Genomic DNA, 18,249 nt, shown 5'->3' with positions numbered 1-18,249 from the left:
GAGGCCCGTCTTGTCCGACCGTTCAAACCTGCCCATTCCGCGCCTGTCCGTGTGGCTGACTCATGTCGGCATGGTGGCAGAACAGGTGTTGCGCGCGTTCTGGCCGGCGTTCTCGATTGTACTTGTTCTGCTTGCGGCTTTGATGCTGGGGCTTCAAGATGTTGTTTCCGTGGAAATTGTCTGGGCGGTCGGCGCGCTGTCCTTGGGGTCGTTTTTGACAGCTGCGGTGCTTGGCCTGAGGGGTCTCAAGTTGCCTTCGCGCGCCGAGGTTTTGATGCGGCTGGATGAGACCTTGCCGGGACGCCCAATTCAGGCCTTGATGGATGATCAGGCTATCGGTGCGGCCGATCGGGATTCTGTGGCGCTGTGGCAAGCCCACAAAGCCCGGATGGAGCAACGGGTCGCGACGGCCGAGGCCGTGAAACCAGACCTTCGGCTGGCATCGCGAGATCCTTATGCACTGCGCTACGCGGCGTTGCTGGCTTTTGTCGTAGCGCTTGTTTTCGGCTCTTTGTGGCGCGTGGGGTCTGTGGCGGACATGGCCCCGGGCACTGCTGCCGCCGGGCAGGGGCCGACTTGGGAAGGATGGGTCGAACCCCCGCGCTATACGGGCCTTCCAACGCTGTATCTTGCGGACCAAACGGATGCAGAGCTTGCCGTTCCCAAGGGCAGTCGCGTTACCTTGCGGCTTTATGGTGAGGTTGGCGCACATAGCCTGACGGAAAACAGCTCGGCCCTGGGGGCCGAGGCGGCGACCGACCCCGAGCAGGAGTTCGTGGCAGAACGCTCTGGCCAATTGCGCATCGACGGGCCAGCGAGGCGGGAATGGGCCGTTGAGATCATTGACGACACGGCACCACAGATAGCCGTGGCTGGATCGGCTGAGGCCGAGGCGGGCGGGCAGATGAAGCTGCCATTCGTCGCAGGAGATGACTATGGTGTGGTTGCAGGCTCTGCCCTGATCGAACTGGATCTGGCTGCCGTTGATCGCCGCTATGGTCTGGCGGCAGAGCCCGAACCACGCGAAGCGATCGCAGTTGAACTGCCTATGCCGATCACCGGCGACCGGGTGGATTTTGCAGAAGATCTGATCGAGGATTTCTCGCAACACCCATGGGCGCATTTGCCGGTTCGGATCACCTTGATGGCCACGGACGCGGCGGATCAGCAATCGTCTTCCGAACCTTATGTGACCGATCTTCCGGCCCGTCGGTTCTTTGATCCGCTGGCCGCTGCGGTGATCGAACAACGGCGCGATCTGCTGTGGTCGCGATCCAATGCGCCTCGGATCGCGCAACTGCTGCGGGCTGTATCTCATCTGCCAGAGGACTTGTTTCGTTCGGAAACTGCCTATTTGCGTCTGAGGGTCGTGCTGCGGCGGCTTGAGACCTTTGATCAATACGGGCTGAAACCCGAACAGCAGGCAGAGATCGCCCAGGCGCTCTGGGATCTTGCCGTGTTGATTGAGGACGGCACGCTTGCGGATGCGCTGGAACGGATGCGGCGCGCGCAGGAACGTCTGACCGAAGCAATGAAGAACGGCGCCAGCGACGAGGAAATCGCGGAACTGATGCAGGAATTGCGCGAAGCGACGCAGGATTACCTCCAACAACTGCAACGGTTGGCCCAGCCGAACGGCGAAGATGGCGAGCGTCAGCAGGGCCAGAACGGCGAGTCCCTGCAAATGACGCAGGATGATCTGCAACGCATGATGGACCGCATTCAGGAGCTCATGGAACAGGGCCGGATGGCCGAAGCCCAGCAGGCACTGGAAGAGTTCCAGCAGATGATGGAAAACATGCGTGTGACTCAGGGCCAGGGCGGAGGGCAGCAGTCCGAAGGTCAGCAGGCCATGGAAGGTCTTGCGGAAACTCTGCGCGAACAACAAGGGCTGAGCGATCAGGCCTTCCGTGATTTGCAGGAACAGTTCAACCCGGGCGCTCAATCCGGTGAAAGCCAGGGCAATGAGGGACGCAATGGCGGGCAAGGCCGGGGGCAAAGCCACGAAGGTCAGGGCGGTCAGGGGGAAGGCTCGGATCAGGCTGGCGAAGGCCAGCAGGGTCAAGGCTCACTTGCGGATCGGCAGCAAGCGCTAAGAGATGAGCTGAGCCGCCAGCAACAGGGTTTGCCCGGCGCCGGTACGCCCGAAGGTGACGCCGCGCGCGAGGCGCTGGACCGGGCCGGGCGCGCCATGGACGAGGCGGAACAGGCCCTGCGTGGGGATGATCTGGCCGAAGCCATCGACCGGCAATCCGAGGCGATGGAAGCCCTGCGCGAAGGGATGCGTTCGTTGGGTGAGGCGATGGCGCAGAACCAGCAGAACCAACCGGGGCAAGGAACGCAGGATGGCGACATGCAAGCCAACAATCGCGATCCGCTGGGCCGAAATCCGGGTGCCGCCGGTTCGATTTCAACAGATGAGAATTTGCTGCAAGGCGAAGACGTGTATCGCCGGGCGCGGGAACTGCTGGATGAAATCCGGCGCAGAACCGGGGAATCGGACCGCCCCCAGATCGAACTGGAATACCTGAAACGTTTGTTGGAGAGGTTCTAGACCTCAGTTCTGGGCACCGGATCCAGCCTGTGCTTCAAGCCAGATACGCGCCTGATCCACAAGCGACACGTATGAGCTGAGCAACGGGTCGGCCTGAGGGACCGCTTCGCTGATCTGTTGGGCATTGCCATAGATCAGATACAGAACCACGCCGATGATCAGCATCAACGCGAAGCCGCGCAGGAATCCGCCCGATTTGCGGGGTGGCTGCGGGACCTCTTCCGACTCGTCAGATCGCATTGTCGAATTGATGGCTTCAACATCCGGCAGCGCGTCTTTCTGCCCGGCATCGACAGCGGTTTCCGAAGCCGAAGGCCGCTTGGGGCGCACCTTGGGTTCTGGTGGCGTATCCAGCCCCAGATCGGGCTGGCTCTCAAGGCTGCTGCCTTCCTGCGCCCGCAATTCCGCTTCGCGGGCAGCTTCCTCTTTCAGAATGCTGGCAACGGACGGATCGACATTCCCTGTAGGCGCAGCGGGTTCTTCAACTTCTGGCTTGTCTTCGGATACCGCTTCTTCAACAGGACCCGGTTCGGCGTCCTGCGGAGCGTCGACCACGTCGGGCGATGTGTCATCCTGTTCGGGGGTTTCCGCTTTTTTGTCCGGTGCGCCTGCGGCTTCGGCAGGGTGCTTCGCTTGAAACCAGGTCTGATCACAGTTGGAACACTGTACGTCGCGGCCTTCCTCGGGGATGACCTCGTCAGGAACCTCGTACTGCGCGCTGCAATTCGGACATGTAAGACGCATGCTGCCTCCTCGGCCGGGCGAAGGGCCGATAATAGTTTTTTCAGGAATGATATTCGGTTAAGACCCAACAGCAAAGAGCGTTTTCGGTTTCGCGGGTCAAGTGTCACCAATTGGACCCGGTAGAGCCATTGAAACCATCACCATGCTCGGGCAAGAAGAGCGGCAAAATAACGGGGGCACGTGTGATCGAGCTGGAAAATGTCAGCTACACCTACGGTGGCGGCGAGTTGCTGAGTGATGTCTCGGTACAATTGCAGCCGGGTTCGTTTCACTTTCTGACCGGGCCTTCCGGGGCGGGCAAGACCACGTTGCTCAAGCTGTGCTATGGTGCCCTGCTGCCGAGCTCGGGGCGGTTGAGCGTGTTTGACCAGGATATTTCAACCCTTGATCGCGACCAGCTGGCCGTATTGCGTCGCCGCGTTGGTGTCGTGCATCAGGATTGCCAGTTCCTTGACCACATGACGCTTGCCGAAAACGTCGCGTTGCCGCTGATGGTGTCCGGGCGTTCGGAAACATCCGAGCAGGAAAACCTGACCGAGCTGCTCAGCTGGGTGGGTCTTGGCGCCAGGCTCGAAGCGCTCCCGCCTGAACTGTCCGGCGGCGAGCGGCAAAGGGCCGCTCTGGCGCGTGCCGTCATATTGTCGCCTGACGTGGTTTTGGCGGATGAGCCGACGGGCAATGTTGACTGGGAAATGTCGCAACGGCTGCTGCGTCTTCTGATCGAACTGAACCGGATGGGCAAAACCGTCCTGATCGCCACCCATGATCTGAGCCTGATCCGCGCGGCCAAAAGCCAGGTACAGGCCCGTGTCCTGCGTATTTCGCAGCGCAAGCTGCAACTGGCGGGGGCGGATCTATGATCAGTCCTGATCTCAAAAATCTGTTGCGCGGTGACAAACGGGCAGACCGGGTTGTTCCCCCAACGGGATATACGGCACACCTGACTCTGTTTGTCGCGGGTGCGATGGCGTTTCTTGCAGTATTCGCACTGGCCCTGTCTCTGGCTTCGGGGCGCATTGCGGATCGCTGGGCCTCGGAACTGGCCGGAGCTGCAACCCTGCGCATCAACGCGCCAGCGGAACAGCGTGCGGCCCAGACCGAGGCCGCGCTGACCGTTCTGAGCCAGACGCCTGGCGTGGCCTCGGCCCGTGCTTTGACGCAGGAAGAGCAGGCGGCGTTGCTTGCCCCTTGGTTCGGGCCGGATCTACCGCTGGATACGCTGCCCGTGCCGCAGCTTATCGAGATTATTGAAACCGAACCGGGCATCGACGTGGCTGGGTTGCGTTTGCGACTGGGGGCCGAGGTGCCGGGCGCCGTGCTGGATGATCATACGCGGTGGCGGGAGCCTTTGGTTGATGCGGCGATGTCCCTGCGTCGTCTGGGGTGGATTTCGATCCTGCTGATCGGTGGTGCGACCGCGGCCATGATTACTCTTGCCGCCAACGCGTCGCTTGCCGCAAATGCCCAGATTATCGAAGTGCTGCGCCTGGTCGGTGCACGCGACGGGTTCATAGCGGGCGCATTCGTAAGGCGGTTTACATATCGCGCATTCTTTGGGGCATCAGTCGGTACATTGCTGGGCATGACCGGTGTTCTGATGCTGCCCGAAGCCTCGGAATCGGGTGGTTTTCTGGCTGGCGTCGGCTTTCAGGGCAAAGACTGGGCGTTGCCGGTTCTTATTCCGATCCTTGGTGCCATGGTCGCGTTTTTTGCTACCTGGGCTGCGGCCCGACGCAAATTGAAGGAGCTTTCCTGATGTTGATGGCTGTTCAATGGGTTAGGTCATTGATCTTCATGATCGTGATCTACGCCTGGATGCTGATCCTTGGCATTGTCTTTCTGCCCTATGCACTGTTTTCCAAGGCTGGCGCCCTGAGGGCGTGCAAGACCTACGCGCGCAGCACCATGTGGCTGGCTCGTTGGATGGTTGGCATTCGGTGTGAAGTGCGGGGTAGGGTCCCAACGAATGAAGTGGTCATAGCCGCAAAACACCAGTCTTTTCTTGATATCATCATAATTTTTGATGCGATTCCGCACGGCAAGTTCATTATGAAGCGCGAGCTTTTGTTTACACCCGTCATTGGAATGTATGCGCGGCGACTTGGCTGTATTCCGGTCAATCGCGGCAAGCGCGGTGCTGCGGTGACCAAGATGGTCAAGGATGTATCGAAAGAGTTTTCGGAACCCGGGCAGCTTGTGATTTACCCGCAAGGGACACGTGTGGCGCCCGGTGCGAAGAAACCTTACAAGGTTGGAACAGCCGTTCTTTACGAAGGGCTCGGCTTTCCCTGCGTTCCGGTCGCGACGAATGCCGGCGTCTTCTGGCCCCGAACGGGTGTCATGCGCAAACCGGGCCTTGCGATCGTCGATTTCCTCGACCCAATCGAGCCGGGTGTTGGTCGGGACGAATTCCTTGCCCGGCTGGAAGATGTGATAGAAACGCGTTCCAACGAGTTGATGCGGGAAGTGGGGTTTGATCCGGATGGAGCACATTCGTGACATCGAAACGCTTGAATCTTTGTATGGTCGGCCCGGTGCTCCGTCCTTGCGAAAGGTCGTTCATCAACTGACGCCCCTCTATCGCAAGTGGATCCTTGCATCGCGCCTCTGTTTGCTCAGCACGGTTGGTCCTGAAGGTGTGGATGGTAGCCCTCGGGGCGATGATGGCCCGGTGGTGAAAGAGCTGGATGCGAATACGCTGGCTCTGCCGGACTGGCGCGGCAACAACCGTCTGGACAGTTTGCGCAATATCGTGCGCGATCCACGTGTTTCGCTGATGTTCCTTGTTCCGGGGTCCAACAACGTCGTTCGGGTGAACGGGTTTGCGCGGGTAACGGCGGATGAGACCCTGCGGCATCAATTCGAGAAGGTCGGCAAACGCCCGGCGACCGTTATCGTCGTTGAAATCGCCGAGATATACAGCCAATGTGCCCGTGCTTTGATCCGGGCGCGCATCTGGTCAAGCGGTGATGACAGCGGCGATCTTCCCACGATAGGTCAGCTTCTGTCCGAGGCATCAGACGGCGCGGAAGGCGGCGCGCAATATGACGAGGAATGGCCTGCACGCGCCGCAAAAACGATGTGGTAGATGTGGGTGTCGGCTGTGGTTCAAACCGCAGCGGCCCCGATCCTTGATACTTTTTCCACCCAGCGATCTACGCTGCCGGGCTTGGGATAGCTTGCGCCGGAAAAATAGGTGAAACGGGTTGGTTTGAAGCCGACGAACCCAAGAATCTGGTCCCGTACCTGACGGATTAGCGCCTGCCGGTATATCAGGCGCATGAACCATCCCGGGGTGTCTGACGTCAGGATGACGCGTGCAGTACGCCCAGTCAGCATGGGCGCCGGAAATCCGATCTTGGTGGTGTTCCGTGTGTCAAAGGTTCGTCCCGGAATGAACATTCGGTCGATCAGTCCTTTGAGTTTGGCTGGAAGGCCGCCCCACCACATCGGGGTGGTCAGGACCAGGTGGTCGCTCCACTCAAAGTCCTGAAGCACTTGTTCCAGAACCGGCTCAAGCGGTTTGAAGTCGTGATAATTGCCCTGACCGAAATCAAAATCGAATTGCAGATCGCTCAGATGAACCAACCGTACATCGTGCCCGTTTTTGCGGGCCGCGTCTCTGTATGTTTCGGCAAATGTGCGTGACAGGCTGCTTTCTGCGGGGTGTCCGTCAAGGATGAGAATCTTTTTCGGTTGCATCGGGTATCTCCTGAAAAATGACCGTGGTCAATTTATAGAATCAAAAAATGACTACGGTCAATAAAAATTTGACCACGGTCAGAAATTATGCGATTGAGCCGTATGCAAAAGACAATTCAGAAACGTACGATCAAGACCCGCGCCAAGCTTCTCTCGGCCGCTGAAGAGGTCATCCGCAATGGCGGATATGAAGCGTTGCGGGTGGAAGAGGTCGTGAAGGCCGCTGGGGTCGCGAAGGGCACCTTTTTCGCGCATTTTCACGACAAGGATGCGCTGATGGAAATTCTGATCGCAGACAAGCTGAACGCCTGTCTGGATCAGGCCGAGGCCGGAACACCGCCCAAAACTGTTGCAGAAATCGTCACTGCGCTGGAACCGGTTCACAGTTTCATGACGTCCGAGCGATATGTATTCGATTTGTTGATCAGGTATTCCGGTGCTACGGCTGTCGCCGAAATAGGACCGGTGGCCTATTGTTTTGAGCGATATTTCCGCATCGTGATGCTGTGGCTCGAAGATGCAGAGGTGCGCAAGGATGTGCCACCCGAGTTGTTGGCCGAAGGTGTGCAGGCCTTTGCCATTCAGGCCATGTCACTAAGATTCTGCGCATTGCATTCCGCGACGACATTCACCGACAGGTTGAAGACCTATCTGGATGCCTGGTTGCCCCCGACAGGCTGATCGCTGCCGGGGGCAAGGTTGTCAGCTGTGGATCGGACCGTCGCCGCAGGCCAGTGCGGCCTCGCGCACGGCCTCGGAATAGGTCGGGTGCGCGTGGCAGGTCAGGGCCAGATCTTCGGCGGATGCGCCGAATTCCATCGCCACGCAGACCTCATGGATCAGGTCGCCTGCGCCGGGGCCGATGATGTGGCAGCCCAGGATACGGTCGGTTTCCTTGTCGGCCAGGATCTTGACGAACCCGTCAGAGGCAAAGTTGGCTTTGGCGCGGCCGTTGCCCATGAACATGAACTTGCCGACCTTGTAGGCACGGCCTTGTTCTTTGAGCGTCGCCTCGGTTTCACCAACATTGGCGACCTCGGGCCACGTATAGATCACACCCGGAATGACACCATAGTTCACATGCCCATGCTTGCCCGCAACCTGTTCCGCCGCGGCCATACCTTCATCTTCGGCCTTGTGCGCCAGCATCGGGCCTTCGATCACGTCGCCGATGGCGTAGATGCCCGGTACGTTGGTCTGCCAGTCCGCACCCACCTTGATCTGGCTGCGCGGGGTCATCTCGACGCCCAGAGCGTCCAGCCCCAGACCATCGGAATAAGGCTTGCGCCCGGTGGCCACCAGCACGGTATCGGCGTCGATCACATGCTCGCTGTCGTCCTTGAGCAGCTTGTATGTCACTTTGGCCTTGGTCTTGGTTGCTTCGGTTTTCTGCACCGCTGCACCCATGATGAAGTTCAACCCCTGTTTCTTGAGGATACGCTGGAATGTCTTCTGCACCTCAGGGTCCATGCCCGGCGTAATGTCCTTGAGGAATTCGATCACCGTTACATCTGCGCCCAGGCGGCTGTACACCGAACCCAGTTCCAACCCGATCACACCCGCGCCGATCACCACCATTTTCTTCGGGATCTTTCCCAGAGACAGCGCTCCGGTTGAGGTCACAACGACTTTCTCATCGACTTCGACACCGGGCAGCGAGGACGGTTCGGAGCCTGACGCAATGATAATGTTCTTGGTTTCATGGATTTCATCGCCAACCTGAACTTTGCCGGCCGCAGGGATCGAGCCCCAGCCTTTCAGCCAGTCGATCTTGTTCTTCTTGAACAGAAACTCGATGCCCTTGGTGTTGCCCTCGATCACCTCATCCTTGTAGGCCTGCATCTGTTTCCAATCGACCGAAGGCGATTTGCCCTTCAGGCCCATCTTGGCAAAGTTGTGTTCGGCTTCATGAAGCTGATGGCTGGCATGCAGCAGAGCTTTTGACGGGATGCAGCCCACGTTCAGACAAGTGCCACCCAGCGTTTCGCGCCCCTCGACCACAGCGGTTTTCAAGCCCAGTTGAGCGCAGCGGATCGCGCAGACATAGCCGCCGGGTCCGGCGCCGATTACGATGACGTCATAGTTTGCCATTACATTCTCCTAAACCGACCGGACGATCCGGCGCTTTCCCGACCCGATCTGGCGGGTCGGGAATATCTTTGTCAAACGGGTTCCAGCAGCTTGATCGAGATATGCGCAATGCCGCCTCGTTCATGGTGCATTGCCAATTCTTCGGATCCGAAAAATGCCTTGGCCTTGTCCAGGTTGATCACCTCGAACATCGCGATCGCATGGTCCTTCTGATCGGGGTCGCGCCAGACATGCAGGTCGCGGATACCCGCGGCCTTGCGCATCGGCTTGTCCTCGCGGAACACTTTCAGCCAGGCGTCGAAATCGGCCACATCGGCCTGCCAGAGTACATGTGTCGCCATGGTCACAGATCCATCAGCAGGCGGCGCGGATCTTCAAGCGCCTCTTTCACGCGAACCAGGAAGGTTACCGCGCCCTTGCCGTCAACAATGCGGTGGTCATAGGACAGGGCCAGATACATCATCGGACGGATCTTGATCTCGCCATTGATGACCATCGGTCGTTCCTGAATCTTGTGCATGCCCAGAATGCCCGACTGCGGGGGGTTCAGGATCGGCGAGGACATCAGCGAGCCGTAGACGCCACCGTTCGAGATTGTGAAGGTACCGCCCTGCATCTCGGCCATCGAAAGCTTGCCATCGCGGGCGCGCTTGCCCTTTTCGGCGATGGCTTTTTCAATGGCTGCAAACGACATGCTGTCCGCGTCGCGAATGACCGGAACCACCAGACCCTGCGGCGTGCCGGCCGCAACGCCCATGTGAACGAAGTTCTTGTAGACGATGTCGGTGCCATCGATCTCGGCATTGACCTCGGGCACTTCTTTCAGGGCATGGCAGCAGGCCTTGGTGAAGAAGGACATGAAGCCCAGGCGCACACCGTGCTTCTTCTCGAACTGGTCTTTGTACTGATTGCGCAGGGCCATGACTTCGGTCATGTCCACCTCGTTATAGGTGGTCAGGATCGCGGCGGTGTTCTGCGCATCCTTCAGGCGCTTGGCGATGGTCTGACGCAGACGGGTCATCCGTACACGCTCTTCGCGAGCCTCATCTTCGGCAGCAACCGGTGCGCGCGGAACCTGAGCAACGGGCGCCGGCGCAGCCGCCGCAGGTGCGGGGGCCGAAGCAGCCGCGACTGCCTTGGCGACATCTTCCTTCATGATGCGACCATCGCGACCGGTGCCGGTGACCTGATCGGCTGACAACCCGGCTTCGGCCATCGCCTTTTCGGCAGACGGCGCATTTGCAACATCCTTGCCGGTGCTTGCCGCAGCAGGAGCCGCGGCAGCAGCTGCCGGTGCAGGGGCTGCGCCTGCGGCCGCGCCCGAGATGACTGCCAGCTTGGCGGTTGCATCAACGGTTGCACCTTCCGGCGCGACGATTTCCGCCAGAACACCCGCAGCCGGGGCGGGTACCTCGACCGAGACTTTGTCGGTTTCCAACTCACACAGCATCTCGTCCTGCGCGACGCTGTCGCCGACTTGCTTGAACCAGGTCGAAACAGTCGCCTCAGTCACAGATTCGCCAAGCGTGGGCACCATCACGTCAACCGACCCGCCCGATGCAGAGGGTGCGGCCTCGGGGGGTGCTGCGGCTGTTGCCGGGGCAGGCGCGGCCGCACCTTCACCGGCAGCAATCGTCGCCAGCAGAGCATCGACACCAACCGTGTCGCCTTCGGCGGCCACAATCTCACCCATCACGCCAGCTGAGGGAGAGGGCACTTCGACCGTCACCTTGTCAGTCTCCAGCTCACACAGCATCTCATCCATGGCGACCGCATCACCGGGCTTTTTGAACCATGTTGCAACAGTGGCTTCGGTGACCGACTCGCCAAGCGTGGGAACACGAACTTCAATCGTCATCGCTTATTTTCCTTCGAGGCTCAGCGCTTCGTTAACCAGCGCTTCTTGTTGGGCTTTGTGTTGGCTGGCCAGGCCCGTCGCGGGCGAGGCCGAGGTTGCGCGACCGACATAAGCCGGACGGGTATGTTTCGCGCCGATCCGGGACAGAACCCATTCGATATTGGGTTCGATAAAGGTCCACGCACCTTGGTTTTTGGGCTCTTCCTGACACCAGACCATTTCGGCATTCTTGAACCGTTCAAGCTCGTTGATCAGAGAATGCGCCGGGAAAGGATAGAACTGTTCGATCCGCATCAGATAAATGTCGTCGATGCCGCGAGCATCGCGTTCCTCCAGCAGGTCGAAATAGACTTTTCCGGAACACATCACCACACGTTTGATCTTGTCATCCGCCACCAGTTTGGTGTCGGAATTGCCCTTCTGTGCATCATCCCACAGTACCCGGTGGAAGCTGGATCCGGTGGTGAAATCATCGGCGGTGCTGACGGCCAGTTTGTGACGCAGCAGTGATTTCGGTGTCACCAGGATCAACGGCTTGCGGAATGTCCGGTGCAGTTGGCGGCGCAGGATGTGGAAATAGTTCGCAGGCGTCGTGCAGTTCGCCACAATCCAGTTGTCCTGACCGCACATTTGCAGGAACCGCTCCAGCCTTGCCGACGAGTGTTCGGGGCCTTGCCCCTCGAACCCGTGCGGCAGCAGACAGACCAGGCCGGACATCCGCAGCCATTTCGATTCACCCGAACTGATGAATTGGTCGAACATGATCTGCGCGCCGTTGGCGAAGTCCCCGAACTGGGCTTCCCACAGGACCAGCGCATTTGGTTCGGCCAACGAGTATCCGTATTCGAAGCCGAGCACTGCATATTCGGACAGCATCGAGTCGATCACTTCGTAATGCGACTGACCTGCGCGAATGTTGTTCAGCGGGTAATACCGTTCTTCAGTTTCCTGATGAACGAATCCGGAATGGCGTTGGCTGAAGGTGCCGCGCGTGGCGTCCTGCCCTGCAAGGCGTACCGGGTAGCCCTCGGTCAGCAAGGATCCGAAAGCCAACGCCTCACCAGTGGCCCAGTCAAAGCCTTTACCGGTTTCAAACATCTGTTTCTTGTGCTCAAGCAGACGACCAACCGTCTTGTGCATGGCAAATCCGCTTGGTGCGCGGGTAAGGGCATCCCCGATTTCGGCCATGGTTTCCGGCGTGATCGCCGTCTCGCCGCGCATGTATTCGTCTTTGTTCTTGTCAAGATGCGACCAGCGCCCATCCAGCCAATCGGCCTTGTTGGGTTTATAGTCCTTACCGGCCTCGAATTCGTCGTTCAGATGAGCCTGGAAGGCCGCTTTCATATCCTCGATCTCACCCTCGGGGATCAGGCCATCCTTGACGAGGCGCTCAGTGTACAAAGACAGCGTGGTCTTATGCGTCTTGATCTTCTTGTACATGATCGGGTTGGTGAACATGGGCTCGTCGCCCTCGTTGTGACCAAACCGGCGATAACAGAAGATATCCAGAACCACGTCCTTGTGGAATTTCTGGCGGAACTCGGTCGCCACCTTGGCTGCATGAACAACTGCCTCGGGGTCATCCCCGTTCACGTGGAAGATCGGCGCCTCGACCATCAGCGCGATATCCGTCGGATAAGGGCTGGAGCGTGAAAAATGCGGCGCGGTGGTAAAGCCGATCTGGTTGTTCACCACGATATGCATTGTCCCGCCGGTGCGATGCCCGCGCAGACCGCTCAGGCCAAAGCCTTCGGCCACGACGCCCTGACCGGCAAAGGCTGCATCGCCGTGCAGCAGAATGGCCATGACCTTGGTGCGGTCCGTGTCGCCCAACTGATCCTGCTTGGCGCGGACCTTGCCCAGAACCACAGGGTTCACCGCCTCAAGGTGCGACGGGTTCGCCGTCAGCGACAGGTGCACGCTGTTGCCGTCGAACTCGCGATCGCTTGAAGCACCGAGGTGGTATTTCACGTCGCCCGAACCATCCACGTCTTCGGGTTTGAAACTGCCGCCCTGGAATTCGTTGAAAATGGCGCGGTACGGTTTGCCCATCACATTGGCCAGAATGTTCAATCGGCCCCGGTGCGGCATCCCGATCACGATATCACTGAGCCCGAGCGCGCCACCACGTTTGATGATCTGCTCCATCGCCGGAATAAGCGCCTCACCGCCATCGAGACCAAAGCGCTTGGTGCCCATGTACTTGACGTGCAGGAATTTCTCAAAGCCTTCGGCCTCGACCATCTTGTTCAGGATAGCTTTGCGGCCTTCCTTGGTGAACTGGATTTCCTTGCCATAGCCCTCAATGCGCTCTTTCAGCCAGGCGGCCTCTTCCGGGTTCGAGATATGCATGTATTGCAGCGCAAAAGTACCGCAATAGGTCCGTTTCACGATCTCGACGATCTGCCGCATCGAGGCGACCTGAAGTCCCAGAACGTTGTCGATAAAGATCGGGCGATCCATATCGGCATCGGTGAAGCCGTAGGTTTTGGGATCCAGTTCCGGATGATTGCTGGCCGCGCGCATGCCAAGGGGGTCAAGGTTGGCGGCCAGATGGCCCCGGATCCGATAGGCCCGGATCAGCATCAGCGCCCGCAGACTGTCCAGCACCGCGCGCTTGATCTGGTCATCGCTGACTTCGACACCTTTGTCGGTGGCCTTTTCCTTGATCTTCTTGCCTGCGGCCTTGGCGTCAATCTCGGCCCACTCGCCGGTCAACGCACCGGTCAGATCATCCGCTGGCATGGGCGGCCAGTCGGTTCGCGCCCACGAAGGCCCCTCGGCCTCGCGCTGAACATCAGGCGCGGCGTCACCCATGGCCTTGAAGAACTCGACCCAGGCAGCGTCTACCGCACCGGGGTTCTTGGTGTACTGCGCATAAAGCTGTTCCAGATATTCGGCATTATGCCCCTGCATGAAGCTGGAGGCGTGAAAGGCAGTATTGGGCGAGTGTTCGGTCATTGGGCTACCTCATGTGGGTTGGGACCGTATTGATTGGTGCCTGGCTGGCTGGGGCGGGTCAGCCACCACAGCACCAGGAGGGGCGACACCACCAGAACGATAAGTGTCGGGATGACGATCAGCAATGTTGCGCGGGTAAACAAAATGTCGAGCGTTCCGCCATGCTGAAAACTCGAGGCGATCCCGATACCAAAGATCAGGACGGCAAAGGCCCCGAGGATCAGCAGGATCGGCAGCAGAGCATACAGCCCGCTGCGCCCGGTATCGTGCATCCGCCGCCACGCAACGGCCAGATGCGGGAAGAAGACGATCAGGCCGACGATGCTCTGCACCGGAGCCGAGGACGTTGCGGTGACGGATTTCACCTCATCGCTTTCGGTGATCGCGACCTGAGTGAAGAACTGCCAGTCGATGATGCCGGCAATGATGTTCCAGATCACGATGAACAGGAAAAAGAACCAGTACTCGGGCCGCGAGGCACGACCTGAGAAGGTGAAGACATTGGCAAAACAGGTGCGGATGGCGTCGGAGAAGGTCATGGTGTCACTCCTCCCTCGGGCGCTCCGAAGCGATTGCTTTGCGGATCTGATGCTACAAGCATCATGCCAAGAACGTTGGCTGCAACCAGTGCGCTTGTGATAAATCCAATAAGGAGCGCTGCGGCGATAAGCACGATGACGAACAACCCGAGAAAGAGGATGCCGAAACCGCTACCGGCTAGCAGGACGAACCCAAGCCAGTATGTCACCTGATAACCTAACCAGAGAATAATTAAAGGCATGAATGGATAGAATGCCTGACGACCCTCCTCACCAGTATCTTGCAACCGGCGGCTCATGGCCGATAGCAGAGGGACACAGGCTACCATAACGACAAACAGTTGCCAGATGCCCCAAATCTCGGCTTTCTGCCATTTAAGCTGTGTTGCTGTTACGATCGGCAAGACAAGCGCGACCGGTGCAAACCACCAGAATTCTGAGCGTGTGGCTCTGCCGGAGCAAACAAAGGTTTTCCGAAATCCGGTCGATATGGCCTGCATTGGTACCATCAATACCCACCTGCCCGGCGACACCGCCGGGCAGCGCCCGACCGCCCCCATGGGCGGGCGCTTTGCACCCACCCGCGGTCGGGCGCTGCCCTCAGCACATATGCGCTATGGGCAATCACAGCTTACCCAATCGCTTCCAGCACAGCCTCGCCCAGCTGAGCCGGGCTTTCGGCCACGACGATCCCAGCACTGCGCATGGCTTCGATCTTGTCCTCGGCACCGCCCTTGCCGCCAGCGACAATCGCGCCCGCGTGGCCCATGCGGCGGCCCGGAGGGGCTGTGCGGCCCGCGATGAAACCGGCGGTCGGCTTCTTGCGGCCCTTCTTGGCCTCATCCGCCAGGAACTGCGCGGCTTCTTCCTCGGCCGAACCACCGATCTCACCGATCATGATGATCGACTCGGTCTCGTCATCGGCCAGGAACCATTCCAGCACGTCGATATGCTCAGTCCCTTTGATCGGGTCGCCGCCGATGCCCACGCAGGTGGACTGGCCCAGACCCACATCGGTGGTCTGCTTGACGGCCTCATAGGTCAGGGTGCCCGAACGCGACACAACACCGACCGAGCCGCGCTTGTGGATGTGGCCGGGCATGATGCCGATCTTGCAGGCGTCGGGTGTAATCACACCGGGGCAGTTCGGGCCGATCAGGCGGGATTTGCTGCCTTCCAGCGCGCGCTTCACCTTCATCATGTCCAGCACCGGGATGCCTTCGGTGATGCAGACGATCACCTCCATCTCGGCATCAATCGCTTCGAGGATCGAATCCGCAGCAAACGGCGGCGGCACATAGATCACGCTGGCATTGGCTTCGGTCACATGCTTGGCCTCGTGGACCGAGTTGAACACGGGCAGGCCCAGATGCTCCATCCCGCCTTTGCCGGGGGTGACGCCGCCGACCATCTTGGTGCCATAGGCAATGGCCTGTTCGCTGTGGAATGTACCCTGCGAGCCGGTAAAGCCCTGACAGATCACTTTGGTGTTTTCGTCGATGAGGACTGCCATTTTGTCCCTTTCTCTAGGCGGTGTTGGATTGATTGGGTTCAGTCGCCGGCAGAACCTGCGGCGCATAGGTAATTTTCTCGAGCGTGGCACGTCCCAGGGCCAGGTTGGCCGTGGTACGCAGGCCGCTGCTGATTTCAGCGATGCCACGCCTTACTTTTTGCCGGATCAGAGGCCAGCCTGTTGGCCGCGCGCGCGGTGCACCCATATTGTATTCGCCGGGCGCTTCGTTGCCCTGTTCGACCATGGCCGGGATCACCTGATAGATGTTGATCTGACGCGCCGCCGGCGAGGCGGACGGGTTGAACAACAAACCATCCAGCGTGATGTCAAAGGGTTTCTGGGCCAGAAAGTGCCGGGCCGCTTCGCGTGTCAGCGCATAAGCTGCACCACCGGGATGGCGCGAGCGCATCAGGCGCAGTTCCCGCCCCAAATGGGACAACCGCTTGCGTCCAAGTGCCACGTAAAGCTTCGTGCTGCGCCAGCGTTCGAACCGGACGATATCGGCATCTGCGGGCCACCATGACGCATCATTCAACCAGTCGGCCAATTCCGGTGTCAGAAACACATCATCTTCGAGGATCAAGGCCTGTTCCGCGCCCGAGGCGATCAGCGCCTCCCATGCTTTGGCATGGCTGAGGGTGCAAGCCATGTCCTTGGTATGGAAATAGCCCCACGGCCCCTCGGCCTTGCATTCGCGCAGGAAATCCTCACGGGTGGCGGCATCGCAGTCAACAGCGTTGACGCGCGTCGCCGACAGGCCTGCCTTTTGCAGCTCCTGCTCCATCAAACGCGCCCGCCCTGTGGCGCGTTCCAAGCCTATGAGGAAGATTGGGATGGTCATCAGATCGATTGCTTCTTTCAGCCTTGCGCGGCAATGTTTTTCAGCTTGGTTTTAACCGCGATGGGGCGGGCCCGAGGCCAGCCCCACTTGAACAAGCTTAACCCTTAACCGCCTTCACGATCTTTTCGGCGCCGTCCTTCAGGTTGTCCGCCGCGATCACGTCCAGGCCAGAGGTGTTGATGATCTCTTTGCCCTTCTCGACATTCGTACCTTCCAGACGCACAACCAGGGGAACCTTCAGGCCGACCTCTTTCACCGCGGCGACAACGCCCTCGGCGATCACGTCACAGCGCATGATGCCGCCGAAGATGTTGACCAGAATGCCTTTGACCTGCGGGTCCGAGGTGATGATCTTGAACGCCTCGGTGACCTTCTCTTTGGTGGCGCCGCCACCCACGTCGAGGAAGTTGGCAGGCTCAGCCCCGTACAGCTTGATGATGTCCATCGTCGCCATCGCCAGACCGGCACCGTTGACCATGCAGCCGATCTCACCATCCAGTGCGATGTAGTTCAGGTCGTACTTGGAGGCTTCCAGTTCCTTGGGGTCTTCCTCGGTCGTGTCGCGCAGTTCGGCGATGTCCGGGTGGCGGTAGACCGCGTTGCCGTCAAAGCCGACCTTGGCGTCCAGCACCTTGAGATCGCCGCTGTCCGAGACGATCAGCGGGTTGATTTCCAGCATCTCCATGTCCTTCTCGACGAAGGCTTGATAGAGCTGACCCATCAGTTTGACGCATTGCTTGACTTGCGGGCCTTCCAGACCCAGCGAGAAGGCGATGCGGCGACCGTGATACGGCATGTAACCGGTGGCCGGATCGACCGAGAAGGACAGGATTTTCTCGGGCGTCGCTGCGGCCACTTCTTCGATGTCCATGCCGCCCTCGGTCGAACAGACGAAGGAAATGCGGCTGGTCTGGCGGTCCACCAGCAGGGCCAGGTACAGTTCACGCTCGATGCCCGAGCCTGCTTCGATATAGATGCGGTTGACCTGCTTGCCTGCCGGACCGGTCTGATGCGTGACCAGTGTACGGCCCAGCATCTTTTTGGCTTCTTCAGCGGCTTCTTCAACCGATTTGGTCAGACGAACACCGCCTTTTTCACCGGCGTCGGCCTCTTTGAACGAACCCTTGCCGCGACCACCTGCGTGGATCTGTGCTTTGACAACCCAAAGCGGGCCGTCCAGCTCACCTGCTGCGGTTTTGGCTTCTTCGGCGCGCAACACGGCGCGACCATCGGACACCGGTGCGCCATAGCTGCGAAGGAGGGCTTTGGCCTGATATTCGTGAATGTTCATCGAAACTGTCCCGTCTGACTGCGTTTAATCGTTATAGGGGTGTCTAGCGGGCAAGTTTAAAGGGTTTTTTGATGCTCGATGGGTTTTTAGCGAAGATTTTCAACATTTGTGATCACGGGTTTTTAGGGTGTGATCACAAAATTTCTGATGCGGCA

Annotated in this window: 17 protein-coding genes; 6 read left to right on the top strand and 11 right to left on the bottom strand. The window is 59.3% G+C overall.

Annotated features, from left to right (window positions below):
• Nucleotides 1-10 precede the first annotated feature (10 nt).
• A complete protein-coding gene (locus tag GS611_RS09380; protein ID WP_371732238.1) occupies nt 11-2,554 on the top strand; it encodes a TIGR02302 family protein in 2,544 nt (847 codons plus the stop codon).
• A 3-nt stretch (nt 2,555-2,557) separates the two neighbouring features.
• Here the strand turns inward: GS611_RS09380 and GS611_RS09375 are convergent, their stop codons facing one another.
• The gene (locus GS611_RS09375) at nt 2,558-3,298 is read right to left on the bottom strand and encodes a zinc-ribbon domain-containing protein (protein WP_171634958.1); all 741 of its coding nucleotides are present in this window, start codon (nt 3,296-3,298) and stop codon (nt 2,558-2,560) included.
• Between the two features lie 182 nt (nt 3,299-3,480).
• Here GS611_RS09375 and GS611_RS09370 point away from each other — a divergent pair, with 182 nt between their 5' ends.
• The 4 genes from GS611_RS09370 to GS611_RS09355 are packed head-to-tail and all read left to right on the top strand — an operon-like array spanning nt 3,481 to nt 6,386.
• A complete protein-coding gene (locus GS611_RS09370) occupies nt 3,481-4,158 on the top strand; it encodes a cell division ATP-binding protein FtsE (protein ID WP_152456816.1) in 678 nt (225 codons plus the stop codon).
• Complete coding sequence (locus tag GS611_RS09365) at nt 4,155-5,054, top strand: ABC transporter permease (protein WP_171634956.1); 900 nt, start codon at nt 4,155-4,157, stop codon at nt 5,052-5,054. The genes GS611_RS09370 and GS611_RS09365 overlap by 4 nt, the downstream gene beginning before the upstream one ends.
• Nucleotides 5,054-5,797 carry a 1-acyl-sn-glycerol-3-phosphate acyltransferase gene (locus GS611_RS09360; protein WP_171171175.1) on the top strand — a complete coding sequence of 248 codons (744 nt, stop codon included), beginning with the start codon at nt 5,054-5,056 and terminating at the stop codon, nt 5,795-5,797. Before GS611_RS09365 ends, GS611_RS09360 begins: the two co-directional genes overlap by 1 nt.
• Nucleotides 5,781-6,386 carry a pyridoxamine 5'-phosphate oxidase family protein gene (locus GS611_RS09355; RefSeq protein WP_171634955.1) on the top strand — a complete coding sequence of 202 codons (606 nt, stop codon included), beginning with the start codon at nt 5,781-5,783 and terminating at the stop codon, nt 6,384-6,386. The genes GS611_RS09360 and GS611_RS09355 overlap by 17 nt, the downstream gene beginning before the upstream one ends.
• Nucleotides 6,387-6,406: 20 nt before the next feature.
• Here GS611_RS09355 and GS611_RS09350 read toward each other — a convergent pair whose 3' ends face one another.
• Complete coding sequence (locus GS611_RS09350) at nt 6,407-7,000, bottom strand: NAD(P)H-dependent oxidoreductase (RefSeq protein ID WP_171171173.1); 594 nt, start codon at nt 6,998-7,000, stop codon at nt 6,407-6,409.
• Nucleotides 7,001-7,102: 102 nt separating this feature from the next.
• Between GS611_RS09350 and GS611_RS09345 the strand changes: the two genes are divergently transcribed.
• Entirely contained in the window at nt 7,103-7,681 is a 579-nt protein-coding gene (locus GS611_RS09345; protein ID WP_171634954.1) for a TetR/AcrR family transcriptional regulator, read from the top strand.
• A gap of 21 nt (nt 7,682-7,702) precedes the next feature.
• Here the strand turns inward: GS611_RS09345 and lpdA are convergent, their stop codons facing one another.
• The 9 genes from lpdA to sucC form a co-directional block, all read right to left on the bottom strand.
• On the bottom strand, nt 7,703-9,091 hold the full coding sequence (gene lpdA, locus GS611_RS09340) for a dihydrolipoyl dehydrogenase (protein WP_171634953.1): 1,389 nt from the start codon (nt 9,089-9,091) through the stop codon (nt 7,703-7,705).
• Nucleotides 9,092-9,162: 71 nt separating this feature from the next.
• Nucleotides 9,163-9,432 carry a hypothetical protein gene (locus GS611_RS09335; RefSeq protein ID WP_152456823.1) on the bottom strand — a complete coding sequence of 90 codons (270 nt, stop codon included), beginning with the start codon at nt 9,430-9,432 and terminating at the stop codon, nt 9,163-9,165.
• Nucleotides 9,433-9,434: 2 nt separating this feature from the next.
• Nucleotides 9,435-10,949 carry a 2-oxoglutarate dehydrogenase complex dihydrolipoyllysine-residue succinyltransferase gene (gene odhB, locus GS611_RS09330; RefSeq protein ID WP_171634952.1) on the bottom strand — a complete coding sequence of 505 codons (1,515 nt, stop codon included), beginning with the start codon at nt 10,947-10,949 and terminating at the stop codon, nt 9,435-9,437.
• A 3-nt stretch (nt 10,950-10,952) separates the two neighbouring features.
• Nucleotides 10,953-13,910, bottom strand: a complete 2,958-nt coding sequence (locus tag GS611_RS09325; protein ID WP_171634950.1) for a 2-oxoglutarate dehydrogenase E1 component — start codon at nt 13,908-13,910, stop codon at nt 10,953-10,955.
• A complete protein-coding gene (locus GS611_RS09320; protein WP_171634948.1) occupies nt 13,907-14,449 on the bottom strand; it encodes a DUF805 domain-containing protein in 543 nt (180 codons plus the stop codon). The genes GS611_RS09325 and GS611_RS09320 overlap by 4 nt, the downstream gene beginning before the upstream one ends.
• Nucleotides 14,446-14,958, bottom strand: a complete 513-nt coding sequence (locus tag GS611_RS09315) for a DUF805 domain-containing protein (RefSeq protein WP_171634946.1) — start codon at nt 14,956-14,958, stop codon at nt 14,446-14,448. The genes GS611_RS09320 and GS611_RS09315 overlap by 4 nt, the downstream gene beginning before the upstream one ends.
• A 122-nt stretch (nt 14,959-15,080) precedes the next feature.
• Nucleotides 15,081-15,962, bottom strand: coding sequence for a succinate--CoA ligase subunit alpha (sucD, locus tag GS611_RS09310; RefSeq protein WP_152456828.1), 882 nt, complete (start codon nt 15,960-15,962; stop codon nt 15,081-15,083).
• A 13-nt stretch (nt 15,963-15,975) separates the two neighbouring features.
• On the bottom strand, nt 15,976-16,803 hold the full coding sequence (locus tag GS611_RS09305) for a glycosyltransferase family 25 protein (protein WP_171634943.1): 828 nt from the start codon (nt 16,801-16,803) through the stop codon (nt 15,976-15,978).
• Nucleotides 16,804-16,900: 97 nt separating this feature from the next.
• Nucleotides 16,901-18,094, bottom strand: coding sequence for an ADP-forming succinate--CoA ligase subunit beta (sucC, locus tag GS611_RS09300; RefSeq protein ID WP_152456830.1), 1,194 nt, complete (start codon nt 18,092-18,094; stop codon nt 16,901-16,903).
• Between the last annotated feature and the right edge of the window lie 155 nt (nt 18,095-18,249).

The sequence above is a fragment of the Ruegeria sp. HKCCD6119 genome (assembly GCF_013110585.1).
GTDB lineage: Bacteria > Pseudomonadota > Alphaproteobacteria > Rhodobacterales > Rhodobacteraceae > Ruegeria.
This window is presented reverse-complemented; position numbering and strand designations above follow the sequence as displayed.